We start from the raw sequence: 25,907 nt of genomic DNA on the forward strand, positions 1-25,907 counted from the left end.
GTATGGAGTTTTCAGTTTGTATACCGACGTATAATAGGGCATCGTATTTAAAGTTAGCACTTGATACCGTCATTACCCAATTAGGTGATAATGATGAATTAGTAATTCAAGATAATTGTTCTCAGGACAACACAGAAAGCGTTGTACGTAGCTATTTACGCGATAGTCGGATAAAGTACTTTAGGAATGGCGAGAACCTTGGACTTATCGGTAACTTTCGCGAACTGGTTAATAATGCTACAAAAGAATACGTTTACCTATTGACTGACGATGATTTCCTATTGCCCAATGCGTTGGATTTATGTCGCGAATTTGCAAGAAAATCGAAAGCAAAGGCATTTAAGACATCGTATTATATTTACAATGAAAAATCAAATACAGGGAAACTAAATAAGTATTTTAATTTGTCGCTTTATCCTGATGACTTGGATCATGAGCAGATCGCGCGGATTTACCAATCCGCACATACATTCACAGGATTATGTTTTAGCAGAAGTTTGTTTGATTACGATTTTTTTGTGAAATACGGCAATGTATGGTATCCGAGCATGTTGATTACAGGACTTGCAAAAAGTGAATTAGGTTATTTGGATAAGCCGACAAATGTTCATGTGTGGGAAAACGATACCTTTTGGGGAATAGATCCGAATCGAAGAGATATTCTGAATGATTCCCAAATAGATGTACTGCTTTTTTTATGGGAAAATAATTATATCGATCGTCAGTTGTTCCCTGTAATGGTCAAACACCATTGTTTAACTAACCACAATGCGGATAACGCCAGATTGCATGCCTACATAGGTTTAAGGTTGCGTCTGAAAATAAAAATACACATTTGGAAGAGGGAATTTTTAGATTCTATGGTTGGAGTCGCTTCAAAGATTCTCAATTAACTAGGAGTCTAATAGGGATAAGAATTTTTTGTTGGCTGTTTGGGTAGTAATATCCATACCATTGGTAATGTGTCGAGCAGATGCTTGTGCGATCCTAGGTATCGAGCATTTGTTTAAGTGGCTTATCTAGATACTAAGCGTGTTTCCGTTTGAATCGTTTACGAATGAGCGAATCGAAAAAAGTGAGTAAAGATATTCTAATTGTTACCCACGGCTTCTACCCGGAACAAAGCCCTCGGTCTTTTCGGGCCACCGAACTAGCGAAAGAATTTTGTCGGCAAGGACATCGGGTTACCGTCATGGCTCCTTATCGGCAAGGCACGGCGACCTTGGCTGCAAACTGTGGATTTGAATACAAATCGTTGGGTAATTTAACCTGGAAAATTTTTAATTTCAGTGCACTCGGACTTCCGGGGAGGCTGTATAACAAGGCCGTAAACCGGCTATTTCCACTCCTCCTGGAATATCCGATGATGGAGCTTTTTAGTAAGGTCCGAAAGGCATTAAATGCAGAAACGAAGCGGTATGATTTATTGATTTCGATTGCCGTACCCTATCCCATTCACTGGGGGGTGGCTTCGATTTGGTCGGCTGATAAAAATAAGAATCCCGCGAGTGTATGGGTAGCCGATTGTGGCGATCCCTATTGCTTGCAGGAAAACGATACCTTCCGTCCACCCATCTATTTTAGGTGGGTGGAAAAATGGTTTATGCGAAAGACTGATTTCATTACCGTCCCTACTCAGCAATCGATAGCCGGCTATTTTCTGGAATTTCATTCCAAAATGCGGGTAATTCCGCAAGGGTTTCGTTTTGAGGATTTAACCCAATTACCGGTAAAAGATGACGGAATCGTTCGTTTTGGCTATGGTGGAAGTTTTATCCGCGGGAGACGGGATCCAAGAAGCTTCCTGGAATTTCTTTGCACGCTAAATGCTTCGTTTCGCTACGAGTTTCATGTCTACACTACCCAAAAGGAATTTATCATGCCCTATGCCAACCGAGACTCCCGCATACGCGTGTTTGAGCCCATCCCGCGCCTGGATTTACTTCGGGTGTTCTCTTCGTTTCACTTTGTTGTGAACTTTAGCAATCAGGGTAGTGCACAGACGCCAAGCAAATTGATCGATTACGCCATGATGGGTAAACCGATTTTAAACATTGATACGCAGGAAATGCACAACGAACGAATAATCCCTTTTTTAAAGGGAGATTATCAAGGGCGGGTAGTCGTAGCGAATACCGAAAACTACCGAATTGAAAACGTATGTGTAGCCTTCCTGGCATTACTGCGGCAAGAAAAATAGCGATGAACAAGCGGCTCAATTTACATACCTACCTGGGAATCTGGCTTATCAACCCATTCATTGCGGCCATTCCGCTTTTTCGGGATTTTGGCTACCGGAAGCAAATGCTACCTTTTTTGTTGTTGTCTTTTTTCTTTGGAGTATCGTTTGTCATAGAGCCCGGTTCCGGCGTAGATGCCTCCCGGTATGCGGCCGAGTTGGCCTACCTGCACGAAGAGTCGGTCAGCTTCTCGGATTACATGGGAAGCGTTTACACGGAAGGTACGAAAGTGGATTTGTACCAGCCCTTGCTGACCTGGACTGTGAGTCGCTTTACGGGCAACTATCAATGGTTATTTGGAATGTTTTCGCTGGTTTTCGGGTATTTTTGGTTTAAAGTGCTCTTGCTGATTCGCCAGCAAATCCGTATTCCCTTTCGTGGCCTTGTTTTGTTCGCCTTTCTATTATTGGCTCTGATAAACCCTATTTGGAGTATTAACGGCGTTCGCATGTGGACAGCGGTACAGATGTTTTTTTATGGTCTCCTGCTGTATCAGGTTCAGGGTCAACGGAAGGCTTGGATTTGGTTGGTACTTCCGGTATTCGTTCATTTTTCCCTGGCTTTTCCACTGGCGCTTTACCTTGTATTTCGATTCCTTCCCATACGTTCGATCCGACTTTATTTTTACGGGTATCTCGGTACTTTTTTTGTTGGGGAACTTGATCTGGATCTGGTCCGGAGTTATTTCGAACTTCTGCCGGGTTTTATGCAGTCGAGAAAATCCTATTTAAACGAAGCCTACGTGGAGCAAATTTCGCAAGCATCCGAAAATCTGGGAACACACGTACTGGTGGCGAATTTGCTGGAGCGCTACAGCATGGTTGCCACGGTACTGTTAATCTATTATTTCTTTTATGTTCGATCCAAGCTGCGAGCTGGCAGGGCACATGCCGCATTTACCTTAACCTTGTTATATAGTTCGTTTGCAAACCTCGTCGCGCAACTTCCTTCGGGTGGGAGATTTATCGTACTTTCCAATCTGCTGATCGTGTTATCGTTGATTTATTTTCTGTCCTACAGCCCTTTTCGGATTCCAGGTATCTGGAAGAACCTATTGTTGGCTTCGTTTCTGCTGGTTGGTGTATTCAAGATCCGCACTGGTCTGGATTTCGTTGGAATATTCTTTTTTATTGGCAATCCCCTAATCAATCTTTTCGTGCAGGATACCACACCTTTGATAGTTTTTATTAAATCGATCCTATGATACCGAACGCAAGCTGGGTTAAGGGGTTCATTGGCGGTCTGAAGACGAACCGGCAGGGGCTCTATTCCGATAGGAAAGTGGTGGTATTTGAATCGGATGACTGGGGAGCCATCCGCACCCCTTCCCGGGAGGTGTTGCGCGCTTTCAGAAAACAAGGGTTCGATCTTACCGGTAGCCTATACAAGGTAGACGCACTCGCTTCGCGTACGGACCTGGAAGACCTCTTTGATGTATTGCTCAACCACAAAAATTCCAGCGGTAAATCCCCCGTTTTTACGGCGAATGCGATCATGGCAAATCCTGATTTTGGAAAAATTGCGGCATCCGATTTTCTCGAGTACCACTTCGAGCCATTTACGAATACCTTTTTGCGTTACCCCGAGCATGCAACTAATTTGGAGCTGTGGAAGAAGGGATTGGAGCTGGGTGTTTTCGTTCCCGAGTATCATGGACGGGAACACGTGAATATCAACCGCTGGTTACAGGCTTTAGCAAAAGGAGATGAACGAACCCTTTTTTCTTTTCGCTTAGGGAGCACCTATTCCGGAAAAGGGGATTATGCCTACATGGAATCCTTTGACTGGGATTCACCCAACGAGGTCAGTTCTCAGGCAGAAATCATCCGGGAAGGGGCACGGTTATTCACGGAGACCTTCGGAAAGTCTCCAAGATCGTTTATTGCCCCCTGTTACAATTGGGATCCTGCCCTCGAACAGATCTTGTCGAGTATTGGTATTTCCTGGATTCAAGGCCTTTCGACGCAGCTCGCTCCCACGGGAGGCTTCGATGCATATCGCCCAATTCGGCATCATTTTGGCCAATCGAATGGGTTTGGTTCCCGTTACAACGTTCGCAATGTATTCTTTGAACCTGTCAATAATCCGGACGCAGATTGGACCGATGCTGCCATGGCGCGTATTCAGGCGGCTTTTTTGTTGAAAAAGCCTGCAGTTATCTGTACACACCGATTGAATTACGTCGGGTATATAGACCCTAAAAATAAGTCCAATGGACTATATCATCTCAATAAATTGTTACGGGCCATTTTGAAGAAATGGCCGGATGTGGATTTCGTCAGCACCCCTGAGTTGTCTAACGTCATCACATTATAAGCCATGACGAAAATAAAAATTGGTTTTACCGGAGACTTCTGCCCCTGGCAGCGGGTGCAAGATCGTTTTTTTAATGGTAACTGGATGGGTGGTTTTCGGGAAGTACTTCCGTTTTTTCACGAAAACGATTGCAATATCATTGATCTGGAATGCCCGCTAACAAACGCAACTGGAAAAATCAGGAAAACCGGACCGCATATTAAGTCGGCCCCTAAGACTTCAGAGATACTGAAGCACCTTAATTGTGAACTTGTGGTGACGGCGAATAATCATTTTAAGGATTACGGATGGGCGGGAATGAAAGAAAGTTACGAGGCTTTGCGGTCGCAGAACATCGGATGGTGTGGAAGCGGGATAAATCGCCAGGAGGCATCCAAAACCAACTTTCTGGCAATTAAAGGGGTATCGATTGCTGTCATAAACATGGCAGAAAATGAATGGACGACCACCCATGGGGAAGAGCCCGGTTGTCATGCCATTGATTACCCAATAGCCTTGCAAAAGATCCAGGAAGCGAGGAATGAAAACGTCGATGTTGTTATCGTGGTATTGCATGGGGGGCACGAACATTATTCGCTGCCAAGCCCCCGGATGAAAGCCCAATTTCGTTTTATGATTGATGCAGGAGCAGATGCCGTGGTTGGACACCATACGCACATTGTATCGGGGTACGAAGTGTATAAAAACAAGCCTATTTTTTTTAGTTTAGGAAATTTTTGTTTCGATTGGCCGGGTTTGAGAAACGGCACCTGGAATAAAGGGATGCTGTTGCGATTGCTGTTTGAAAAAGGGCAACATCCGACGTTCGAAATCACCCATATCCATCAAAACGATGATTTTGTAGGTGTTCGTCTTGCCGATGAAAGGCTGGTTCAACAACTGGAAAGAGAACAGCTACATTTGAACGAGATCATAGCGGACGATCGAGAATTGGGTCGTGCATTTGATCGCTATGCGGAGAGGTTGAGTAGCGTGATGTGCAGTCGCATTCAGCCGTATCAAAACCGCTTTCTGGTCGGGCTCCACAAACGGGGCTTTCTTCCCGACCTGATGGGGCCTTCGAAAAGGAAAATGCTGCAAATTCTCGCTCAGTGTGAATCCCACCGAGAGGTTTTGTTATGGACCTTAAAAAATTCTCCTTATTAAAACGATGTGTGGACTTAGTGGATATTTTCTAAAAAATGGGGGAGAAACAAATTCTGCCACCATGTTATCGATGTTGGCGATACAACGTCATCGGGGACCCGATGACTCCGGCGTGGCAGGAATTGACATGCGAAGTGGTAGGATAGAGAAATTGGATGGTCATGTTTTGTCTACGTTTGAAACGAAACCGAACCTTGTTTTTGGCTTTAATCGGTTAAGCATCTTAGATGTAAGCCATGCCGGACATCAGCCCATGATAAATGAGGATGCGAATGTAGCGCTGATGATGAACGGAGAGGTGTACAATGCGTTTGATTTCAAATCATCCCTGATAGACAAAGGGTATCGGTTTGAGGGGAATAGCGATACCGAGGTAGTGTTGAACCTCTATCTGGAATATGGTCTCGATGGGATGCTTGACCGATTGAATGGCATGTTTGCACTGGCAATATTTGATGGCCGGAAGGGATCGTTGTATTTGATTCGAGACCGGGTGGGTATCAAGCCACTGTATGTGCTGACCGATCGGAATTATATTGCGTTCGCCTCTGAAATAAAGAGTTTCAAAGCACTACCACAGGTGGAATTAGCATTGGATGAGTCAAAGCTGTCCGAGTTCCTGCTATTCAGAAACGTGATTAACCAGACGCTTTTTAAAGATATCGTCAATATTACACCGGGAACCTATTGGGAAATTCCTGCTTCCGGCGAAATCAGTGAGTTTTGCTATTACGATATCCGCAAAGAAGGCGGGCAATCTACTGCAGTTGGTCAAAAAGAGCTTGAAGCAGCATTACGAAATTCAGTAAGCAGGCAAATGATCAGTGATGTAAAGCTGGGCTGCCAACTTTCCGGCGGCGTAGATTCTTCGCTGGTAACAGCTTTTGCGGCATCCACTTTACCTAAAGGGTCTTTGGAGACGGTTTCCATCGTGTTTAGTGAGGAAAATTTTTCCGAAAAAAAGTACATGGATCGGGTGGCAGCTGATTTTCAACTTCTGTCGCACCAATTCAACTTGGATGCCTCCGCCTATTTGAACCTGATTGATGAGGCGGTATGGCATTTCGAGCAGCCCTTGAATCACCCAAACACCATTGGTATCAAACTATTGAGCCGTGAAGCAAAAAAGCACGTGACGGTATTGTTGAGTGGAGAAGGCGCGGACGAGGCGTTGGCCGGGTATCGTAGGTTTTTGCCAGGTTGTGCAAAACTACTTTCCCTAACAACTTTAAAGAAAGCAATAAAAAACCGGGGGTACTTTCTTCCATTCGTTCGTGTATGGGGAGAGGAAATCTCGCGCTACGTATTGCAAACCGCCTTCGGAGATCTTGCGGTTGCAAAAGCCATTTATCCCAGATTTTCCGTTCGCAGCGCACTCCAACGCCGCAGCGCTATCTGGCATTCGATTGAGGATAGGTCTTCAAAAAAGAAACGCAAGTACGAGTTGTTGACCTACCTGCCTGATTTACTGATGCGACAGGATAAAATGTCCATGGCACATAGCATTGAGAACCGCGTTCCATTTTTGGACAACGAAATGTTAACGGCCGCGATGCAAGTAGACGATGCACTGCTAATTCGAAAAAAAAGAGGAAAATGGGAAGGCAAGTTCCTTTTGAAAGAGCTATGTATGGAGCTATTTGACGAGCACTTCGCTTACCGGGATAAAATGGGCTTTGGCATTCCGCTCAAATCGTTTTTTTCCTCCATTCCTTTTCAGACCCGGTGGGAACGAGAGTTGTTGCCAGGTATTCAGAAAAGAGGCATTTTTAATTCGAAACCACTTGCCCGATGGATGAAGAACCCGGGAGCAATGACTGCTGAAAAACTGGATGCTATTTGGTTGATGGTGGGATTCGAGATTTGGGCAAACCAATACATTGATTAGATGATTGCTATTCACAATAGTACCTTTGGGTTTCATCCCCGATGGATTGCGTACTGCGAAAAGCGGGGAATTGCCTATAAATTGGTAAACTGCTATGCCAACGACCTCGTGGATCAATTGAGAGAGTGTAGGGCCCTGATGTGGCATTTTAATCAGGGGAATCACCGCGATAATCTCATTGCCAAGCAGGTCTTGTTTGCATTGGAGCACACCGGCTTTCAGGTATTTCCAGATTTCCGTACCGCCTGGCATTTTGATGACAAAGTAGCTCAGAAATACCTCTTTGAGGCAATCGATGCGCCGCTTGTCCCGAGTTACGTCTACTTTTCGCAAGCAGAGGCACTGGATTGGGCGCATCAAGCGACGTTCCCCAAGGTATTTAAATTGAGGAATGGCGCCGGGTCCCAGAATGTTCGACTCATCCCAACCCGGTCGGAGGCTATTCGAACCATCAACAAAGCGTTTTCTACCGGTTTCCCTAAATACGATTCGTGGGGAAGTCTACGGGAACGACTGTATAAATTTCGACGAGGAAAAGCCTCGGTACATGAGGTGCTTAAGGGCGTTGCCCGGCTTTTTTATGCACCTCCCTATGCACGCATGGGATCCCGGGAAGTGGGGTACGTGTACTTCCAGGATTTCGTTCCGCATAACGATTCGGATATCCGTATCATCGTCATCGGAGGTAAGGCCTTCGGTCTGAAGCGATTTGTGAGGGAGGGGGATTTTCGTGCATCCGGAAGTGGTAGTTTTGCTTATTCCCGGGACTTGTTCGACATTCGGTGCGTCCAAATTGCCTTTGATACCGTGCGACGTTTGAAATTGCAGGTCGGTGTTTTTGATTTTGTTTTTGATTCGGAAAATAACCCGCTAATCGTTGAGGTAAGTTACGGTTACGCACATGCCGCCTATGACCATTGTCCCGGATACTGGGATACGCAACTGGACTGGCATGAAGGCAAAACTGTAAAAGAGGAGTGGATGGTGGAATTAATGCTAACTTGTTTGGAGGTTGAATTCCACTAAACGAATTTGCATGGTCATTCATTCGCTTCAAGCCGGAGGCATGGAAAGAGTGATGTCGGAGATCGTAAACCATGCTGCCTCTCTAGGGACCTACGAGGTGCACGTCGTGCTTTTCGGTGTAAATCCGGAAGTTTTTTATCCATTGGCTGATGGGATTACAGTACATCGACCCCATTTTAAATTTGATCGTTCGAGATTGTTTATAAGTAGCCTACGGACGCTCTATTTCCTAAGAAAAACCCTCAGCCACTTACAGCCGCATGCCGCGCTTAGTTTTGGGGAATATTGGAACAGCTTTGTACTGATATCCCTGCTGGGTACAAGTGTTCCTTTGTTTGTATCGGATCGAAGTCAACCAGGAAAGGCGTTGAGCCGAACCCAGGAAAGACTACGGAATTGGTTGTATCCGAAGGCAAAAGGTGTGATCGCTCAAACATCGAACGCAAGGCGAATCTATAAAACGAAATATAAGCATCCGAACATCACCGTGATCGGGAATCCCATACGGCAAATCCTCTCCGGTCCTTATCGGGAAGAGGGACGAGAAAATACGATCCTGATGGTTGGTAGACTGATTGCTACAAAGCACCAAGATCGCCTTATTCGGATATTTTTAGAGATTGATGAGCGAAACTGGAAGCTCGTCTTGGTGGGATACGACCACCTCAAGCAAAACCATCGTGCACGCTTGCAACATATGATTGATGAAAACGGAGCACAGGATCGAATTTTTCTGGTAGGAAAGCAAGCAAATGTGGATAGTTATTATCTAAAAAGTAAAATTTTCGCGTTTACATCCAGTTCCGAGGGTTTTCCCAACGTGATCGGAGAGGCATTATCCGCTGGATTGCCCGTAGTTGCGTACGATTGTGATTCAGGCCCTTCGGATTTAATCCACCATGGCCAAAATGGCTTTTTGGTGCCCGTATTTGACGATAAACGTTTTAAAGCGTGTCTTTCGCGACTTATGCAGGACCACTTGTTGCGTACAAAAATGGCAATCAATGCTACCCGAAGCGTAAAAAAATTTAAAAGGGAGAAAATTGCCCAACGGTTTTTGGATTTTCTAGCTCCCAGATAGGTCTTAGTGGTTTGGTAGGAGTGGATAAGTCATTGTTTAGATAATGTAAAAATTCATCCAGCTACAAGTAAAGTAACGAATGTACCGATTTAGAAAACCCTTGCGAATGATGATCCGTTTTGATTTTGCTAATAAGATGTTGCGGTAAAGTTTTTTTTGAAAAACGGACAGAGATAGTATTTGAATCAAAGTCTATTTAGTCTAATTGGAACCTATATTCAGAAATACCCTATAAACTCGAATAATTAGGTAGTCTAGCGAATTAAAAAGTATTCTCAAATCAGTTACATAACAAATAGTAAATCGTTCGATTGGGATCTTGGTTTATGTCGGTAGCAGATTTTATATAAGGTGTTTAAATTGGTTACTTAAAAAAAATAGAATTGAAAAATACCTAAGCATGAAGATTTATTGCAAAGGAACCCAGAGTTAATGATTTCGATAAAGTATCATTAGGTGATAGGCTAGTTGTTTTTATGAACCTCCATTTTTTAGCCCTTGATTACAGTTACATTACTGCCTTAATATTGATTGATCAAAGCCTCTAACAGATCTTGGAGTAATTCGTGAAATTAGCGTCGGGAATATGGGATATATTGAAATTAACTTTACTTTATTACCTGGATTAAAGCCTGGTAATAATGGTATCAGCGGAGCGGGAAGTGTTTTGAGGGGGAATATAGATGATTACAGGATGTTAACTGAAAATTTGGCAAAAGCCGTGGGGGTATTAGAATTTTTCTTAAAAAATAATGAATCATAGTAGCCAAGTTTTTAGTATCGATAAAAAATGAAAGTCCTTCAAATCAACGCTAACGTGAACTTTGGAAGTACTGGAAGAATTACCGAAGACATCGGTAGTATATTAATAGAGAACGGTCATGAGAGTTTTATTGCGTATGGTCGGGGAAATCCTTCCAGTAAATCCCAATTAATCAAGATAGGAGATTTTTGGGATATATATGCTCATGGTTTGAAAACCGTGTTGCTCGATCGGCATGGTTTTGGTTCATCGTATGCTACGAAGCAATTATTACTTCAAGTAGAAAGAATTAAGCCTGATTTGGTAGGGTTACACAATCTTCATGGGTATTATTTGAATATTGAGATCTTATTTAATTACCTTAAGAAACTGGATATACCAGTTGTTTGGACGTTGCACGACACCTGGAGTTTCACAGGGCATTGTACTTTTTTTGATTCAGTGGGTTGTGAAAAATGGAAAACAACCTGTTCTAAATGTCCGAAAACCAGGAGATATCCCTCGTCCTATTTTATGGATCAGTCAAGGAGAAACTTTGAGGATAAAAGGAGGGTTTTCAATCATGTAAACAAGCTTCATTTTGTTACGCCGTCTTATTGGTTAAGTGAAAAAGTTCGGCAATCCTTTTTAAGTACCTATCCATTGAATGTAATACCTAACGGAGTGGACTTGAATGTATTCCAGGGAATTTCTAATTCGCAAATTGCGAATCATAAGAGCAGGTATGGTATTTCCAAATCAAAAAGGATAATCTTAGGAGTAGCTAATATATGGGATAAACGCAAGGGTTTGGGCGACTTTATTAAATTGCGTAAATTTTTAGGGGAAGCGTTTCATTTTGTTCTAATTGGGTTAAACCCTTCCCAAATCCAATCCTTGCCTTCTGGAATTTTAGGTATTCGAAGAACAGATAGCGTTGAGGAATTGAAACGTTGGTATTCATCTAGCGACGTATTTATTAATCCTACCTATCAGGATAATTTCCCAACTACTAATATAGAAGCACTGGCTTGTGGCACTCCCGTTATCACATATGACACGGGAGGTAGTCCTGAGGCCATTAATCCCTTAACGGGTATAGTGGTTAAGAAAGGGGATTTTGAAGGTTTACTATCTGCGATTGAAAAGCTTCTATCCAAAAATAAAGATCAGGTAAAAGCAGATTGTAGAGTAAGGGCTGAGAGGTTATTCAATAAAAACGAAAGATATTTGGATTATCTTAACCTGTATGAATCCTTGGTTAATTGAAGAATAACTATTTGTATAATTATATCACGAAAAGCGTATGTTGGTTATATTAACTATTTTGGTTGATGAAAGATTAACGAATCCAATATAGGCCGATCGCTGCTCCAATGGACGAAACAGTATTTCTAGGCTCCCGGTATTCGAACTGATGTGGTCTACAGGGATCGGCTGTCTTTCTGTTCTTATTATATGATCTACCACTTGATTATTGCCAAGCCTCTAAATCATCAGTGGGGCAATCAGTACGGTAATAGATCTTTGAATCTGTTTAAAGGGTGTAATTAGAAGCACACTCACTATGCTGCCGTTGTAGGTAGATAGCTCATAAAGCTTTCCATAGGAATGTGTTTTATTGCGCGTAACCTTACACTTAGCGATATTTCTTTTTCAGGGACCCATGTTGAATCATTGGTTTCAGATAAATCGATTTAGTTTTGGCTTTATCATTACTAAAACCCCACTTAAAAAACATACTGGGCAAATCGGTTGCCACAAAGTACCTGATCATCGAATCGGATGATTGGGGATCCATCCGCATGCCTTCGTTAGCCGTCCGCAAACGGCTGCAAGCGGCAGGGATCAACCTGGGGAAGGGAGAAGCAGGACGATACAATCGCACGGATACCCTGGCGAGCGCAGAAGACCTGGAAGCACTGTTCGACACCTTAGCGAAGTTTGAGGATCGGCAGGGAAACCCTCCGGTGGTGACGGCAGTATCTTTGGTAGCCAATCCGGACTTTGACAGGATTCGGGAAGACCGCTTTTCTCGTTACCATTACGAGCCTTTTACGGACACGCTGCGCCGTTACCGGCGTGAAGATGCGCTACGCTTATGGAGACAGGGAATGGAAGCGAAACTTTTTGTGCCGGAATTTCATGCCCGGGAGCACCTTAATGTACCTGTCTGGATGCGTATGTTGCAGAATGGGGACATTGCTACCCGCATGGGTTTTGATTTGGGCTGCTGGGGATTTTTGGTCCATACGCCTTATCAGATAAGCTATCAGGCAAGCTTTGACCTGGAGCGGAAAGAGGACCTGGATTCCCACCGGGAGGCATTGGAAAGCGGGCTACGGTTGTTTGCCGCCATTCACGGTTACTCCGCGTCTTTCCTGGTGCCCCCTAACGGTCCGTTTCCCCGGGCATTGGAACAAACCAGTGCGCACATGGGGATTGGGTATATCGGTGCTTCCAAAGTTCAGGTGGAACCCCTGGGTCAGGGCAAGCACCGCAAACGGCTGCATTGGCTGGGGCAAAAAAATCGGTTCCAACAGCGGTACCTGACACGCAATGCTTTTTTTGAACCAAATGCTCCAGGGCAGGATTGGGTGCAATCCTGTCTGAATGAAATAGAACATGCCTTTCTGTGGCGAAAGCCGGCGGTGATCAGCAGCCACCGCACCAATTATATCGGCAGCCTGGACGAAGAAAATCGGACGAATAGCCTGAAAAAGCTATCGGAATTACTGGCGGCGGTGCTCAAAAAATGGCCGGATGTAGAGTTTATCACCAGTACCGAATTGGGGCAGTTGATAGATGGTGGCGATGTACGCTGAGCGTATAGAAACGTTCGGAATTACCATCAAAAAATGAAAAAGAAAAATGCTTTTTAATTCGCTTGATTTTGCTATTTTCTTGCCGATAGTCTTCGTGGTGTATTGGTTTCTGAACAATAAAAGACTGAGGATTCAAAATATGCTCATTGTTGTAGCAAGTTATGTTTTTTATGGATGGTGGGATTGGAGGTTTTTGTCCTTGATTGTATTTAGTACGATTACCGACTATACGATTGGTCTACTACTAAGGAGTGAAGAAAACCAGTTAAGGCGTAAAATTTTTCTTTCGGCAAGTGTCTTAGTTAATCTTGGACTTTTAGGATTCTTCAAATACTACAATTTCTTTTTGGACAATTTCATTGCAGCCTTTTCATTTTTCGATCAAGAAATACAGGGAAATTCCCTAAATATAATTTTGCCTGTAGGGATTAGCTTTTATACATTCCAAACAATGAGTTACACAATCGATGTTTATCACCGAAAATTGGAGCCAACAAAAGACTTAATTGCATTTTCAGCATTTGTTAGCTTCTTTCCACAATTAGTTGCAGGGCCAATTGAAAGAGCAACACATTTGCTTCCCCAGTTTTACAGAAAACGGACTTTCGACTACTCAAATGCAGTTGACGGAATGCGACAAATTCTTTGGGGATTATTCAAGAAGCTTGTTATTGCTGACAATTGTGCCGGGTTTGCTAACCATATTTTTACTAACTCAGCGGACCTGAACGGGAGTACGCTTGTTTTAGGAGTTTTGTTTTTTTCCTTTCAGATATATGGTGACTTTTCGGGTTACTCAGATATTGCGATTGGTACATCCAGACTCTTTGGGTTCAATTTAAACCAAAATTTCGCATTTCCCTATTTTTCCAGAGACGTAGCCGAATTTTGGAGGCGCTGGCACGTATCTCTCTCGAGTTGGTTTAGAGACTATCTGTATATTCCCTTGGGCGGAAGTCGTGGCAGCAGATGGATGAAAGTAAGGAACACGTTCATCGTCTTTATAGTCAGCGGGTTTTGGCATGGAGCAAATTGGACATTTATCATTTGGGGGGCTTTACATGCGATTTATTTTTTACCGTTGGTATTGACAAATAGTCATCGAAACAATACGGAGGTCGTAGCCAAAGGAAATTTTTTCCCGCATATAAACGAATTTTTTTCTATGGTTCTAACTTTTTGTTTAATTGGTTTTGCATGGATATTTTTCAGAGCTGAAAACATTACACAAGCTTTGGAATATATTACAGGAATTTTTTCACAGAGTCTATTTAATATGCCAATAATTATTGAAAGGTTTGATTTTGTTATTATTACGTTTTTTCTTATTATATTTATTTTTATTGAGTGGATGGGAAGACATAAGAAGTTTCCATTGGAGAAAGTTGATCTTGACTGTTTACCACTACTAAGATGGTCATTTTATATATCGATTTTTACAATTTCATTGTTACTTAGCGGCTCTGAACAAGATTTTATTTACTTTCAATTTTAAAGAAATGACGAAATTTATTACGAGACTATTTTTATTTATGGTTTTGTTCGTTTTGATTAATATTTCCTACTTGACGATGGTCATAAATTTCGATTGGAATTTTTCGAAAAGAATTGAAGCTCTCAATCTGAATTTTCCTAAATATGATATACTTGTTCTGGGTAATAGCCTTGCTATGGATGGGATTGATACGGAATATCTCACAGATTGCGGTTTCCCCTCCTACAATTTAGCCTTGGGTGGCGCTTCACTAAAAACAAACATAATTCAATTAAGCGAGTACTTATCAATGTATGAGTATAAGCCAAAAATAGTATTATTGGGCCTAGGGTCATATCTAAATGATTTTGACAGCGAAGAAATAAATCCGATAGTAGACTTTACGATGATGAAGAAAAAAACTTATTCGCTAGAAGATATTCCAATTTTTAAATTTAAGTGGCTATTTAAAGAGCAGCTAAAAAAAATAGTTTCGAAACCACATCGAGACGCATATATTAAGTCTGGTCAGTTGAGGTTTAGTAAATCAGTCCCAGATAATACTAGTATTTCCAAGGGGAAGATTTTTCCAATTGGTCAATATAGATCGTCTCAATCGTTAAAGGCCATAATTGATATTTGTAATTCGAATAAAATTAAATTGATTATTTTGGAGATGCCGGGATTTAGAAACACTCGTCATGAAAAGATCAATCCGTGTTATGTGATAGATGAGGAGTCGGGCAATGGTTTTATTTATGATTTTAATTACTATGATTTTGGTAGCTTGTTTGTTGATGATGAAGATTGGATTGGAAATAGTCATCTTAATGAAAAGGGTGCAATAAAGTTCACTAAATATATTTTAGATGTTTTAAATGAGCCGTGTACGATTGCTCAGTTATGCTATTAACTTTTTTCTCCTAGTTTTTAGCTATTTTATAGGTATATTGTTGATAAAATTTCCCTAGATTATTTGATGATAATTATATAGTGTAAGTAACAAGCTGCATATTAAGTAGTGATAGTAACTAGGTATGAATTAGGTGTGATGTAGATCTGCCAGAGGTGCAATTAATGTATTTCTCATATAGTAGTAATAAACTATTCCGATACTTTGGTTCGATTGATTTTTTGATCTTAGTTTGCTATTAAAAATTTTGTTAACAAAATATTAAAGTAAGTATTTGATAAACAAGTTTTGAAATGCAGATTATCAATTCAATATGGCTCAATTGCTGAATGATATCGACGATGTGACCATTGACACTGTTTATTTAAATAAAGATATAAATGTAATGTTTGATTTATCCCATTTAAATGAAAAGGGTGCAACTTTAGTGGCTGGCTGCCTTGGTAGCTCGCTTATTAGCAGCGAACAACCAGCAATGTATGTAATTCACTGGCGAGACTGAATGCTGTTTTTATTCAACACCGGAAATCTCTTGGAACCTTGTGTTTCTGAATGGGGTACATCAATAGTCAATAGATGGCCGATAAGCCCCAGAAGTAGTTTTCATTGTAGCAAAGCAGCGAACGAGTCAAACAGCAGACCATTTCTCATGCCCAACAGTGTTTGACGAATTGTGCGTCAAGCCGTATAAACTTATTTATAAAACCCCTAATTCAATTTTATTTTCCCAACTAGCCTATCTGATTAATTGGAAGTTTTGAAAAAAAGAAAACAACTGGTCGTTATCAATCAGTCTGCCGGGTACCTTATGGTGGATACGGTCAATGCGTTTCGAGATGCCTATCACGAGCGGATACTTATATGTGGATCGGTCGGGGAGAGTTTTCGGAAATTGGATGCAGACGTAAAAATTGACTGGATCACCCGCTACCGACGGGAAACAAACCTGCTTCGTTTAGGGACCTGGATTTGGGGGTTTTTTCAGCTATTGGTCAAGCTTGGGAAGAAGTATCCGGAGGCCGATTTGCTTATTGTTAGCAATCCACCGTTTGCCGTTTTACTTCCGCTTTGGATACGTCGGCCCTACAAACTTTTAATTTACGATATCTATCCGGATGCATTGGTTAAGCTAGGGATTTTGACCCCTAAATCTTGGCCAACACATGTCTGGGAGCGTGCCAATCGGCGCGTAATGCAGGGTGCAGATCGGGTTTACACGCTCACGGAATCCATGCAGCAGGAATTGTCGCGGTACCTACCGAAAGAATGTATCACCGTTGTACCACTTTGGGCGAGCTGTGGGATAAGCAAGCGAGATCCTGTTGGAAGGCACAATGGATTTTTATCCTCCTTCGGATGGGAAGGAAAATTTGTCCTCATGTATTCCGGGAACATGGGAAGATCTCATCCAGTCCGTCTGATCCTTCAACTTGCGCGGAACTTACAGCACTTGGATGATTTTCGGTTTGTATTGATAGGTGGGGGTGAACAATACGAGCAACTATCGCGGGAGATAGCGACTGCCGGTCTTACCAATTCCTGTATCCTTCCCTGGCAGCCAGCAAATCGCTTACAGGAGACTTTTTCGGCGGCATCGATTGCCCTCGTTACGATTGCTGCCGAAATGGGCCGAATAAGTATACCAAGTAAAACATTTAACTTTTTGGCCCATGGCACGCCTATATTGGCGGTGGCTGCCCCAGATTCTGGATTGTATCGTCTGGTAGAGGAGGGGGTACTCGGCGGCGCCTTTCAAGAGTTAGAAATTGACCGCATGACACGTTTCCTTTTAACCTGCAAAAACGACCCGGCGTACTACCAAAATCTTCAAAATCGCTGTCGGAGTGCGGCTCAGAAGTATACCTATCAGAATGCGAATAAATTTCTGGCCGAATAGTAGGCACACCAATATCCGTATGTGTGAAGCGGGTTTTGCCTAAGTAAATGTAGTTTATTACGATAATCAATGAATCGAACCGAAAAAATTATCAAACGAGTTATTGATCTGGTAGGAGCGTCCACGGTGCTTCTCGTGTTTTCACCGGTATTCGTAGTGCTATTTCTTGCCTTGCTTCTGTTTCAAGGATCTCCGGTTTTTTTTCGGCAGCAGCGTCCGGGAAAAGGGGAACGCATTTTCACGATTTGGAAATTCCGTACGATGAGCAATGCCCGTAATTCCTGGGGGAATCTTTTGCCGGATGCCGAGCGACTTACCCCCCTCGGACGGTGGGTTCGAAAAACCTCTCTGGACGAATTTCCGCAATTGATTTGCGTGTTGAAAGGAGACATGAGCCTGGTGGGGCCCAGGCCCTTGCTGGTACGCTACCTGCCTCTGTACAACGACTACCACCGGCGAAGGCACGAGGTAAAACCCGGAATCACGGGCTGGGCGCAAGTGAATGGACGCAATGCCATTGGTTGGCAAAAACGTCTGGATTTAGATGTAGCTTACGTAGAAAATGCCACGATTTTGTGGGATTTGAAAATTCTCTGGATGACGGTAAAAAAAGTACTGAAGCGGGAAGGCATAGGAGCAGCGCGGGATGTACCTACCAATCGGCCTTTTTCTGGCGTGTAGACCAGATCTATTGCCTGAAATAAAGATAATGCATGAGCGAAACGGCTTGTTACCCGATTACATTTTGTATACACCGTGCGCTTACTTGTCCATCAGCTTGTCCTAAACCCAGGTTTTTGGGTATTTATCCTCTCAGTAGGGGCACTGCTACGGTTGGCTACCCTACGTTCCGGATGGCTTCTTTTTCCGTTAGCAATTTGTTTCATGCTCTTGTCGCCACCCATCCGGTATCTGGTAGAAAAGGAAGAACAACGGTTTCCAGCTTGGGAATCACACAGGACCGGGGCTCCCTTCATTCTGGTGTTGGGCTCAGGCGGCACGCCGGATCCCAAATTGCCTGCCCTACAACGGCTCTCGAATCATTCCCTTTGGCGGTGCATGCAGGGGATTGGTATTTGGAGGCAATTGCCGCAATCTTTTTTGGTTTTATCCAGTGCGGGGCGTGAGGGGCAGGTGGCCCAGGCTACGTTTTATGCGCAAGTTGCGAGGGAATGGGGGGTGCCTGATTCACTGATTCGGGAAATCCCCAGCCCTCGAACCACGCAGGAAGAGGCCCGGGATTTTCGAGCAGCCTATCCGCGAGCGGATTCGGTGATTTTGGTAACTGCTGCCTTACATTTGCCGCGCGCGCGAACGCTCTTTGAAAGGGAAGGTCTTCACGTAATTCCTGCACCAACCGATTACAAGGTGAAATCTGACGTATTGGGATCGGGATATTTTCAATGGATTCCCTCCTTGGCGGCAGCCAGCCTCTGGCAGGCCTATTTGCACGAAAAACTGGGAACTATGGTAGTAGAGGTAAAGGCACGGTTTCACTTCGAATGAAATCGAACATGTTGCTTCTTAGCTGTCTGCCTAGGTAGGTTCGCACGGAATCAACTATCTATTCCCAATAAATACGAAAATAATGATTGGAACCGATATTGAAGAAATCAGGCGCATTGAGCGAATCGGGCGAGACAAACCGAACCTGCTCCGCCGTTTGTTTTTTCCGGAAGAATGGGCCCATGCCTTAACAAAGCCAAACCCCTGGCAAACATTGACCGGAATCTGGTGCGCCAAGGAGGCGGTGTGGAAGGCATGTTCCAACAGGGCGAAGTTTGGAGTCCGGGACGTTTGCATTCGGCATCGGCCATCCGGGAGGCCAGAAGTTTGGATCGCGGGGCTGGATTGGTCAGAGGGGATCGAAGTCAGTATATCCCATACCGCAAAGTATGCCGTGGCAGTCGCCCTGGGCCTAACAGCATGAAGCTAAATACATTTTTTTGGGCCGATTTTGAAAAAAAGTGTATCAATTTCCTAGTTATTTCCAGTAATAGATTTCGTTTTCCCCGCTTCTGAAAGCCCACATAACCTAACGAATTGTCATAGTTGGTCATGAAAAAAAGGAAAATTTTGGTTTTGCTAGCTGCCACAGAAATGCCCTGGTTAATTGATGCGGTGCATGACGCGTTACGGAGTTTGGATAAACGGGTATTTGCCGTGCAGGTATATGTGTTACAATTTCACCCTCAGGAATCCATTTCTCGCTGTTCGGAGGAGGAGGGGTTGTCATGGAACGTACTGCGGGTCAACTCTTGGCTTTTTCAGCTTGCCCGTTGGTTTCACCACGTTACCGGTCTCCCGTTTCTTCTTCGGTATCTGGGAGGAGGGATCCAAGGAACCTATTCCGTCGGAATGGGGATCAATGGGGGAAATCGGATGGACTTGTTGTATTATAATGCTGCACGAATCGACAAGCGGATGCTTTGGTTGCACGCAGACCTCCAGTCCTTTGCCTGGTTTCGTCAACGGGTTGCAGGCGAAAATTCAGAGATCACTCCCTTTGAGCGAAGATTGGATAAAACTGATTGGCTGTTGGCGGGTTCCAGTCAGGTATACCGCGCCATCGGAAAGGGACTGGAACGGATGCAAGACCTCCGACTGGTATATCCTCCCGTGGATCGCTACCGGGTGCAGTCCAGGTCGGAACGGAGTACGATTGTGCGGATGGATTCGCACGTTTTTAATATGGTGGCTGTAGGCCCGCTTTCTCCCGTTCAGGGGTTTGATTTACTTTTAACGGCACTTACTTTGGTAAAAAGGAACTATCCGCGGTTTCATTTATACCTTGTGGGGGAGGGTAAGTTGTTGGACTTTCTTCGGCTGCATTGCCTGGACGAGGGGCTCTCGGATTACGTGAGCTTTTTGAGAAAGGTGGCAAATTACCAGGCTTTGATCAAACGAGCGGATCTGTTTGTCAACAGCTCGTATACAGAGAGCTATCCAATACCGCTGATAGAGGCACTGCATCTTGGCAAACCCATTGTGGCTACCAAGGTTGCGGGAAATGAAGAATTATTGGAAAAAGGAACCTTTGGGTTGCTTTGCCATCCGGATAAAGACGCGCTTTCCGAGGCCATCCTACGGATGATCGGGGATCCGGAGTTGCGCAAACGATATGCACAGCTTTCGGGAAAACGCTCGGTGCAAATCCTTCATCAGGCAAATAGGTACGGGTTGGAGGACTTCTTGCTCAAATATTGAAGCCAGATACTTAAGATAGTTACAAAAGGGCTATTGTAAGTCGGTAGTTTTCTAACCAGCCTTCCGCTGTATTGGATCAAAATAGCGTAGGTTTAACCGCCTTTCCAACAAGAAACAAGGTAGGGGAAGTTGGGTAATCCGAGAAACACGCAAGGTGACCGTGGCGGTTATTCCTGCTGCCTGTGCATTACTTACCGGCTAAAAAGACAGGTTCCTGAGAGGAAATATCCCATGGAACACGGCATCCATGTGAAAATGGAAATGCAGCGCGAATGTTTTTTAGCATGGGAGGAAGGGCCTGCATGTTGGCTTAACGAAATTAGTTTAAAGATAGTAAAATCGACAATACACAATGGGTCTAAAACGTCAACCAATGGAAAGTAAATTTATTGAATTGATTAGCTACGTGCTGGAATTAGACGATCGAACTCCCGAGCTGGGGGATCGGTTTGATACGTATGCCGAGTGGGATTCGTTGGCCCAGCTGACGCTTATCGCCGAACTGGACGAACAGTTTGGGGTCACCATCAAAGGGTCTGAACTTCGTTCGATGGAAACGGTTGGCGATTTGTACCGACGTATTCTGGCAGAAACACCAAACGAATAGTTTCGTGGCATTTGTGGCATTTTCCGGACCTCAGATACGAGGATTGGCAGCTGCGGTACCCGGGAAGCGGATTGTGAATTTGGATTATACGGAAAATTTCTCGCAGGAAATTGCCGCGGGTATTGTCGAGAAGACCGGTATTTTCGAGCGTCGGTTTGCCGATCCGAATACCTGCGCTTCGGATTTGTGCCTTGCGGCTGCGCAGCGTTTGATCCAAGATACCGATTTGGATACCGGTACGGTGGACTTGCTGGTGTTTCTCTCGCAGACGCCTGACTACCGCATGCCAGCCACTTCATTGCTTTTGCAGGCAAAACTGGGTTTGTCCAGTAGGTGCATGGCCTTTGATGTGAATCTGGGCTGTTCCGGTTACGTGTATGGATTGAGCCTTGTTTTTTCCTTGTTACAGACAGGCGGGATACGTAACGCGTTGTTCTTGGTTGGCGAAACCCGATCCCGGGTGTACCATCCAAAGGACAGGCGCGTCGCTTTCTTATTTGGTGACGCAGGATCAGCCACCTGGGTCGGAACGGGTAATTCGGGGGATAAAAGTTATTTTAACCTACAGTCGGATGGGACCCGGGCAGATCTGATTCGGATAAATGGCGGGGGCTACCGGAACCCAAGCAGTTCGGAAACACTGCGGGAGAAAGTGGTAGATATGCATGGGAATATCTCTACAGATGAGCATGGCAGCATGGATGGAGCAGAGGTATTTAACTTCCTTATACGGGAAATCCCGCCGCATTTTCGGGATACCCTTCGGTATGCCGGTGTCGGGCTTGGGGATATTGATTTTTTCCTGTTTCACCAAGCGAATAAATTTATGAATGATTACCTGGCGAAAAAGCTGAAACTTGATGGACAAAAACTTCCTTGTTCCCTGGATAAATTTGGGAATACGTCCTCAGTCAGTATTCCGCTAACCTGGGTATCAGAGTTGGGCGATAGGGCCAGAGCCGCCGATCGGTTGATGCTTTCGGGTTTTGGAGTAGGAATGTCCTGGGCATCCGCCATTCTTTCTCCCGGGTTTTGCCATGTGTCTAAGCTGGTCGAAATTTGAGGGGTGTTTTTTCTGTGAACGTCTCTAAAGGCAAAAGCCGCCGTTTGCCCACAGTCGAAAGGAACAGAAGAACCTGTTCAAGTGGTGCCCATCTTCTAGTAAAAACCGTCCGCGTATGAGAAAACAAGATCCTTACTCCCTGGTTGGCAAAACCATTTTGATTACAGGTGCTTCCTCCGGTATTGGTCGAAGCATTGCCATTCAAAGTGCACAAAAAAGAGCCAAACTCTTGCTGATGGGCAGAGATCAGGAACGATTGAAAGAAACCCTGTCCATGTGTAAAAACGGATGCAAGCATCAGTCCATTAGCTTGGATTTTACCGTTACCCAGGGCTGGCAGAACGAAATAGAGCAAGTGCTATCTGAACACGCTCCGTTGGATGGGATGGTACACGCGGCGGGCATATCACCCACCATTCCATTAAAAATTGCTCAGCACCAACAACTTTTAAATACGTTTGAGTTAAATGTATTTTCCTGCATAAAGCTTATACAGCTATTGACCCGCCCGGGAATCAAAAATAAGCGGGGGATGAGTTTCGTGTTACTGGCTTCGGTTATGAGCGAGGCGGGTGAAAAGGGAAAATTTCTCTACAGCATGTCCAAGGCGGCGTTAGTCGCTGCCAGTCGGTCTTTGGCTTTGGAATACGCTGCGCAACACATGCGTTTCAACTGCATTTCACCGGGAGTGGTCAACAGCCCACTCTCGGAAAAATCTGTTTACCGGGGAGATCCGGAGGCCATGCAGCGAATGCTAGCGAGACACCCGCTGGGTCTGGGCGAGGTGGCAGACGTGGCGCATGCGGCAGTTTACCTGCTGTCGGATGCGTCGAAGTGGATGACTGGAAGCAATATGGTGGTGGATGGTGGATACCTGGCCCAATAAACTAACACACAATGAAAAGGATTATTCTTGTAGGAGCTGGAGGACATGCTGCTGAATTGTACGAGTACATCGCGTATGCGAATGCTGTCCGTTCGTCGAGTATGCGTATGGAGGTAGTCGGAATCATTGACGACAATCCACAAAATTACGAGGAATATGCCTATGAGGCTCCATTTCTTGGGTCGATTCGTTCGCATGTTCCGGAATCCGGGGTTCAGTACCTCCTGGGAATCGCCAATCTGAAATACCGGGAAGGTTTGGTTCGTTCCTTGCAAGAAAGAGGAGCAGCGTTCACCCGCTTTATTCACCCCATGGCCTTTGTTTCAAAATCAGCCTACATTGGCCAGGGTGTGGTCATCGCTCCCAATGTGACGATTGGGCCACTGGCAAAAATTGGCGATTTTACCCTCGTAAACAGCCGGTGTAGTATTGCCCACAATACACTAGTCGGTAGGTACAATTTTTTAAGTCCAAACGTATGCTTTTCAGGGCATACTGCAGTTGGTGACAGCAATATGTTTGGTATCAACAGCGCCACGATCCCGGGAATACGGGTCGGTTCCCGAAACAAAATAATGGCGGGACTCACACTCGTCCACTCCATTGGAGACGATCAAGCAGTATTCTATCGGTACAAAGAACGCATCCTGATGCCAGTTTTGGACAAATAAGACCCGTGCAAATCCCCGATTTTTGGTTTCTGAAATTTTAGGCTGCGCTTTATTTACCTATTATTTCACTTGACAAACCTATCTAAAGACCAGTCTGATTTATTGCCTACCTTCAAAATAAAAAATGGAAAGGTTGAGTTTGGATTTTCAGGACGTGTCGGTGCGAAACGGAGTTGAGGTGGTTCCTTTTGAAAATACATCCCTCGTGGAAGAATTGGCCAAAAAACACGAAATGATAATTTTAGGTTCAGAGTACTTGTTCAAGATGAATGTGCAGGAAGTGAGGCATTCCGAAACGGCTTTTTACCACGACTTTAAGAATTGGGTGAGCTACGTACTGTTCGCAGGGATCATCAAGCTCGCCTTGAAAAAGTCGAAAATCGACCTCAAGATCGGACTTTCGCTTGTCGACTATTACCAAAATAATGCACGCTATGGTAACCTGATTAAGCGAAAGACGCTGAACTATTATACCATGGGTACGAAGCACCGCAAGACCATCGAGTTTCTAAACGTAGATTTGTATCCAAACGTGTATGCCCAAGGGCTTTTTCTTTACAAGATATATGGAGCTTCCGAGTTTGTAGTATGGAATTTTTCGAATTTCTGCTTGGAGGGGATGCTTTTTACCAGCGAGAACGGTCCCTTGCAACAAAAGTACGTGGTTGGTAAGGGGTATGCCTATTACCAATCAAATTTTGAATCCGATTTGCAAATTGCCCGGGAAAATGAAGGTGAGCAAAATAATTTGACCTACTCGATGGAAAGCTTTTTCAAAGTTCACCTTCAAAAAAAGATTGATTACCTAATGAAAGGTAATCCCAATCTGCGGATCTTTTTCATTAGCGATGGAACTGTGGAGGTTGCGGATTTTGAAGCATTTGTAACGATGGCTGGCTCCGAAAGGGAATACACGGTGGTGGACGAGGGGCCGAATGTTTCCTGTCATGGCTTGTTCGAAACTTACTCCAATACCTTCCACTCAAAGTTGGAACGGGTGTCCGTTGCTGTCAGCCAGGATTGTAGCACCTTCCTTTGCCATAAAAATCATGGGTTTAAGTACAATACCCGACGATCGGTTCGAAACAAAAAAGTCATTTCGTCCTTTTCGGTATGAAATTCAGCATTCAACATATCGTCTTATCGGCATTGTTCGTACTACTTTTTTTATGGGCGGGGATGATGCCTGCTCGTGCCCAAAGTAGGGAATACCAGGACCGTTCCATCCTCAAGTTAAACCTACCGGCATTGGCGCTGAACACCTATCAATTGCAGTCCGAATACCTGGCGCATAGAAAATTCTCCCTGGTAATATCAGCACGATACATGCCTTCGGGGCCGCTACCCTATGCCACTCGGTTGGCGTCCGTTGTTGACGATGTGTCTGAGTCGGATCTTTTGAAAGCCAGTCTGGAAAATTACGCGGTAAGCCCTGAGATTAGGTATTACCTGGGGAAAAAGGGCAAAGGTAGAGGTTTTTACCTGGCTTCTTTTTTTCAAATTGCGCGGTACCGTGGAAGTTATGCAGACCTATCGGTTGATTTTGATCTTGGTGAGGAGGTGGCTCCCTACCAGCGAGAGGTCACCGTAGAAGGTAAATTATACAGCCTGAGCGGTGGCATTTATATAGGAAAGCAGTGGCGCTTTGCACGTAAATTTTACCTCGATTGGTGGATCGTTGGTGGATCCTATGGACGCAGTAATGGCGTTTTCTCAGCGGATATACCCCTGGACGCGGAGGAGCAAGAGGTAATCCGCGAGGAGCTGGCGTTTACTGCCGAGTATCCACTAATTCGTGTACAGCCCCGGGTCAACGAATCGGGAATACGGACGGACGTGGAGTCCTTCTGGGGGGGGATCCGAACAGGATTGTGTTTGGGTATTGTGCTTTATTAACCTTGTTTTCATGTATTTAATTGTTAAAC

The 25,907-nt window shown here is 44.3% G+C and carries 25 protein-coding genes; all 25 read left to right on the plus strand.

The genetic code is table 11. The annotated features are described in order from the left end of the window. The first annotated feature begins 2 nt into the window (after positions 1 to 2). The 25 genes from GCU44_RS06895 (at position 3) to GCU44_RS07015 (ending at position 25,878) form a co-directional block, all read left to right on the plus strand. On the plus strand, positions 3 to 893 hold the full coding sequence (locus GCU44_RS06895; RefSeq protein WP_154855421.1) for a glycosyltransferase family 2 protein: 891 nt from the start codon (positions 3 to 5) through the stop codon (positions 891 to 893). Between the two features lie 164 nt (positions 894 to 1,057). Beyond that, complete coding sequence (locus GCU44_RS06900) at positions 1,058 to 2,200, plus strand: glycosyltransferase (RefSeq protein ID WP_206670814.1); 1,143 nt, start codon at positions 1,058 to 1,060, stop codon at positions 2,198 to 2,200. Continuing rightward, the gene (locus GCU44_RS06905; RefSeq protein ID WP_154855423.1) at positions 2,161 to 3,444 is read left to right on the plus strand and encodes an EpsG family protein; all 1,284 of its coding nucleotides are present in this window, start codon (positions 2,161 to 2,163) and stop codon (positions 3,442 to 3,444) included. Before GCU44_RS06900 ends, GCU44_RS06905 begins: the two co-directional genes overlap by 40 nt. After that, positions 3,441 to 4,556, plus strand: a complete 1,116-nt coding sequence (locus tag GCU44_RS06910; RefSeq protein ID WP_154855425.1) for a hypothetical protein — start codon at positions 3,441 to 3,443, stop codon at positions 4,554 to 4,556. Before GCU44_RS06905 ends, GCU44_RS06910 begins: the two co-directional genes overlap by 4 nt. Before the next feature lie 3 nt (positions 4,557 to 4,559). Beyond that, complete coding sequence (locus tag GCU44_RS06915) at positions 4,560 to 5,702, plus strand: CapA family protein (protein WP_154855427.1); 1,143 nt, start codon at positions 4,560 to 4,562, stop codon at positions 5,700 to 5,702. Between the two features lie 4 nt (positions 5,703 to 5,706). Then, complete coding sequence (gene asnB, locus GCU44_RS06920; RefSeq protein ID WP_154855429.1) at positions 5,707 to 7,590, plus strand: asparagine synthase (glutamine-hydrolyzing); 1,884 nt, start codon at positions 5,707 to 5,709, stop codon at positions 7,588 to 7,590. Next, positions 7,591 to 8,616, plus strand: a complete 1,026-nt coding sequence (locus GCU44_RS06925; RefSeq protein WP_154855431.1) for an ATP-grasp domain-containing protein — start codon at positions 7,591 to 7,593, stop codon at positions 8,614 to 8,616. It abuts the gene before it with no gap. A gap of 10 nt (positions 8,617 to 8,626) precedes the next feature. Beyond that, entirely contained in the window at positions 8,627 to 9,697 is a 1,071-nt protein-coding gene (locus tag GCU44_RS06930; protein ID WP_154855433.1) for a glycosyltransferase, read from the plus strand. A 586-nt stretch (positions 9,698 to 10,283) separates the two neighbouring features. Further along, positions 10,284 to 10,460 (plus strand): LbetaH domain-containing protein, encoded by a 177-nt coding sequence (locus GCU44_RS06935; RefSeq protein ID WP_154855436.1) that lies wholly within the window; start codon positions 10,284 to 10,286, stop codon positions 10,458 to 10,460. Between the two features lie 27 nt (positions 10,461 to 10,487). Then, the gene (locus tag GCU44_RS06940; protein ID WP_154855438.1) at positions 10,488 to 11,708 is read left to right on the plus strand and encodes a glycosyltransferase; all 1,221 of its coding nucleotides are present in this window, start codon (positions 10,488 to 10,490) and stop codon (positions 11,706 to 11,708) included. 434 nt (positions 11,709 to 12,142) lie between these two features. Further along, positions 12,143 to 13,264, plus strand: coding sequence for a polysaccharide (de)acetylase (locus tag GCU44_RS06945; RefSeq protein WP_154855440.1), 1,122 nt, complete (start codon positions 12,143 to 12,145; stop codon positions 13,262 to 13,264). 46 nt (positions 13,265 to 13,310) lie between these two features. Further along, positions 13,311 to 14,759: an MBOAT family O-acyltransferase gene (locus GCU44_RS06950; RefSeq protein WP_154855442.1), complete on the plus strand. Its 1,449-nt coding sequence runs from the start codon at positions 13,311 to 13,313 to the stop codon at positions 14,757 to 14,759. Positions 14,760 to 14,934: 175 nt separating this feature from the next. After that, positions 14,935 to 15,651: a hypothetical protein gene (locus GCU44_RS06955; protein WP_154855444.1), complete on the plus strand. Its 717-nt coding sequence runs from the start codon at positions 14,935 to 14,937 to the stop codon at positions 15,649 to 15,651. Positions 15,652 to 15,964: 313 nt separating this feature from the next. Continuing rightward, the gene (locus tag GCU44_RS06960) at positions 15,965 to 16,153 is read left to right on the plus strand and encodes a hypothetical protein (protein WP_154855446.1); all 189 of its coding nucleotides are present in this window, start codon (positions 15,965 to 15,967) and stop codon (positions 16,151 to 16,153) included. Positions 16,154 to 16,408: 255 nt separating this feature from the next. Beyond that, entirely contained in the window at positions 16,409 to 17,548 is a 1,140-nt protein-coding gene (locus GCU44_RS06965) for a glycosyltransferase family 4 protein (RefSeq protein ID WP_154855448.1), read from the plus strand. A 69-nt stretch (positions 17,549 to 17,617) separates the two neighbouring features. Further along, entirely contained in the window at positions 17,618 to 18,229 is a 612-nt protein-coding gene (locus tag GCU44_RS06970) for a sugar transferase (RefSeq protein WP_154855450.1), read from the plus strand. Positions 18,230 to 18,433: 204 nt separating this feature from the next. Next, the gene (locus tag GCU44_RS06975) at positions 18,434 to 19,054 is read left to right on the plus strand and encodes a YdcF family protein (RefSeq protein ID WP_154855452.1); all 621 of its coding nucleotides are present in this window, start codon (positions 18,434 to 18,436) and stop codon (positions 19,052 to 19,054) included. 82 nt (positions 19,055 to 19,136) lie between these two features. Continuing rightward, positions 19,137 to 19,478 (plus strand): holo-ACP synthase, encoded by a 342-nt coding sequence (locus GCU44_RS06980; protein WP_154855454.1) that lies wholly within the window; start codon positions 19,137 to 19,139, stop codon positions 19,476 to 19,478. 128 nt (positions 19,479 to 19,606) lie between these two features. Further along, positions 19,607 to 20,755 (plus strand): glycosyltransferase, encoded by a 1,149-nt coding sequence (locus GCU44_RS06985; protein ID WP_154855456.1) that lies wholly within the window; start codon positions 19,607 to 19,609, stop codon positions 20,753 to 20,755. A 373-nt stretch (positions 20,756 to 21,128) separates the two neighbouring features. Then, positions 21,129 to 21,362 (plus strand): acyl carrier protein, encoded by a 234-nt coding sequence (locus tag GCU44_RS06990; RefSeq protein WP_154855458.1) that lies wholly within the window; start codon positions 21,129 to 21,131, stop codon positions 21,360 to 21,362. A gap of 4 nt (positions 21,363 to 21,366) precedes the next feature. Then, a complete protein-coding gene (locus tag GCU44_RS06995; protein ID WP_154855460.1) occupies positions 21,367 to 22,425 on the plus strand; it encodes a 3-oxoacyl-ACP synthase III family protein in 1,059 nt (352 codons plus the stop codon). Positions 22,426 to 22,540: 115 nt separating this feature from the next. After that, positions 22,541 to 23,311 carry an SDR family NAD(P)-dependent oxidoreductase gene (locus tag GCU44_RS07000; RefSeq protein ID WP_154855462.1) on the plus strand — a complete coding sequence of 257 codons (771 nt, stop codon included), beginning with the start codon at positions 22,541 to 22,543 and terminating at the stop codon, positions 23,309 to 23,311. A gap of 11 nt (positions 23,312 to 23,322) precedes the next feature. Further along, positions 23,323 to 23,982 (plus strand): acetyltransferase, encoded by a 660-nt coding sequence (locus GCU44_RS07005; protein WP_154855464.1) that lies wholly within the window; start codon positions 23,323 to 23,325, stop codon positions 23,980 to 23,982. A 124-nt stretch (positions 23,983 to 24,106) separates the two neighbouring features. After that, positions 24,107 to 25,099, plus strand: coding sequence for a hypothetical protein (locus GCU44_RS07010; RefSeq protein ID WP_154855467.1), 993 nt, complete (start codon positions 24,107 to 24,109; stop codon positions 25,097 to 25,099). Further along, complete coding sequence (locus GCU44_RS07015; protein WP_154855469.1) at positions 25,096 to 25,878, plus strand: DUF3575 domain-containing protein; 783 nt, start codon at positions 25,096 to 25,098, stop codon at positions 25,876 to 25,878. Before GCU44_RS07010 ends, GCU44_RS07015 begins: the two co-directional genes overlap by 4 nt. The last annotated feature ends 29 nt before the right edge of the window (positions 25,879 to 25,907 follow it).

The sequence above is a fragment of the Cyclobacterium xiamenense genome (assembly GCF_009467825.1).
GTDB lineage: Bacteria > Bacteroidota > Bacteroidia > Cytophagales > Cyclobacteriaceae > Cyclobacterium > Cyclobacterium xiamenense.

What these genes read in the sequence shown, in the direction of transcription:
- GCU44_RS06895 (WP_154855421.1), top strand. Translation starts at nt 3, where the DNA reads ATGGAGTTTTCAGTTTGTATACCGACGTATAATAGGGCATCGTATTTA.
- GCU44_RS06900 (WP_206670814.1), top strand. Translation starts at nt 1,058, where the DNA reads ATGAGCGAATCGAAAAAAGTGAGTAAAGATATTCTAATTGTTACCCAC.
- GCU44_RS06905 (WP_154855423.1), top strand. Translation starts at nt 2,161, where the DNA reads ATGTGTAGCCTTCCTGGCATTACTGCGGCAAGAAAAATAGCGATGAAC.
- GCU44_RS06910 (WP_154855425.1), top strand. Translation starts at nt 3,441, where the DNA reads ATGATACCGAACGCAAGCTGGGTTAAGGGGTTCATTGGCGGTCTGAAG.
- GCU44_RS06915 (WP_154855427.1), top strand. Translation starts at nt 4,560, where the DNA reads ATGACGAAAATAAAAATTGGTTTTACCGGAGACTTCTGCCCCTGGCAG.
- asnB (WP_154855429.1), top strand. Translation starts at nt 5,707, where the DNA reads ATGTGTGGACTTAGTGGATATTTTCTAAAAAATGGGGGAGAAACAAAT.
- GCU44_RS06925 (WP_154855431.1), top strand. Translation starts at nt 7,591, where the DNA reads ATGATTGCTATTCACAATAGTACCTTTGGGTTTCATCCCCGATGGATT.
- GCU44_RS06930 (WP_154855433.1), top strand. Translation starts at nt 8,627, where the DNA reads ATGGTCATTCATTCGCTTCAAGCCGGAGGCATGGAAAGAGTGATGTCG.
- GCU44_RS06935 (WP_154855436.1), top strand. Translation starts at nt 10,284, where the DNA reads ATGGGATATATTGAAATTAACTTTACTTTATTACCTGGATTAAAGCCT.
- GCU44_RS06940 (WP_154855438.1), top strand. Translation starts at nt 10,488, where the DNA reads ATGAAAGTCCTTCAAATCAACGCTAACGTGAACTTTGGAAGTACTGGA.
- GCU44_RS06950 (WP_154855442.1), top strand. Translation starts at nt 13,311, where the DNA reads ATGCTTTTTAATTCGCTTGATTTTGCTATTTTCTTGCCGATAGTCTTC.
- GCU44_RS06955 (WP_154855444.1), top strand. Translation starts at nt 14,935, where the DNA reads ATGGATGGGATTGATACGGAATATCTCACAGATTGCGGTTTCCCCTCC.
- GCU44_RS06960 (WP_154855446.1), top strand. Translation starts at nt 15,965, where the DNA reads ATGGCTCAATTGCTGAATGATATCGACGATGTGACCATTGACACTGTT.
- GCU44_RS06970 (WP_154855450.1), top strand. Translation starts at nt 17,618, where the DNA reads ATGAATCGAACCGAAAAAATTATCAAACGAGTTATTGATCTGGTAGGA.
- GCU44_RS06975 (WP_154855452.1), top strand. Translation starts at nt 18,434, where the DNA reads ATGCTCTTGTCGCCACCCATCCGGTATCTGGTAGAAAAGGAAGAACAA.
- GCU44_RS06980 (WP_154855454.1), top strand. Translation starts at nt 19,137, where the DNA reads ATGATTGGAACCGATATTGAAGAAATCAGGCGCATTGAGCGAATCGGG.
- GCU44_RS06985 (WP_154855456.1), top strand. Translation starts at nt 19,607, where the DNA reads ATGAAAAAAAGGAAAATTTTGGTTTTGCTAGCTGCCACAGAAATGCCC.
- GCU44_RS06990 (WP_154855458.1), top strand. Translation starts at nt 21,129, where the DNA reads ATGGAAAGTAAATTTATTGAATTGATTAGCTACGTGCTGGAATTAGAC.
- GCU44_RS07000 (WP_154855462.1), top strand. Translation starts at nt 22,541, where the DNA reads ATGAGAAAACAAGATCCTTACTCCCTGGTTGGCAAAACCATTTTGATT.
- GCU44_RS07005 (WP_154855464.1), top strand. Translation starts at nt 23,323, where the DNA reads ATGAAAAGGATTATTCTTGTAGGAGCTGGAGGACATGCTGCTGAATTG.
- GCU44_RS07010 (WP_154855467.1), top strand. Translation starts at nt 24,107, where the DNA reads ATGGAAAGGTTGAGTTTGGATTTTCAGGACGTGTCGGTGCGAAACGGA.
- GCU44_RS07015 (WP_154855469.1), top strand. Translation starts at nt 25,096, where the DNA reads ATGAAATTCAGCATTCAACATATCGTCTTATCGGCATTGTTCGTACTA.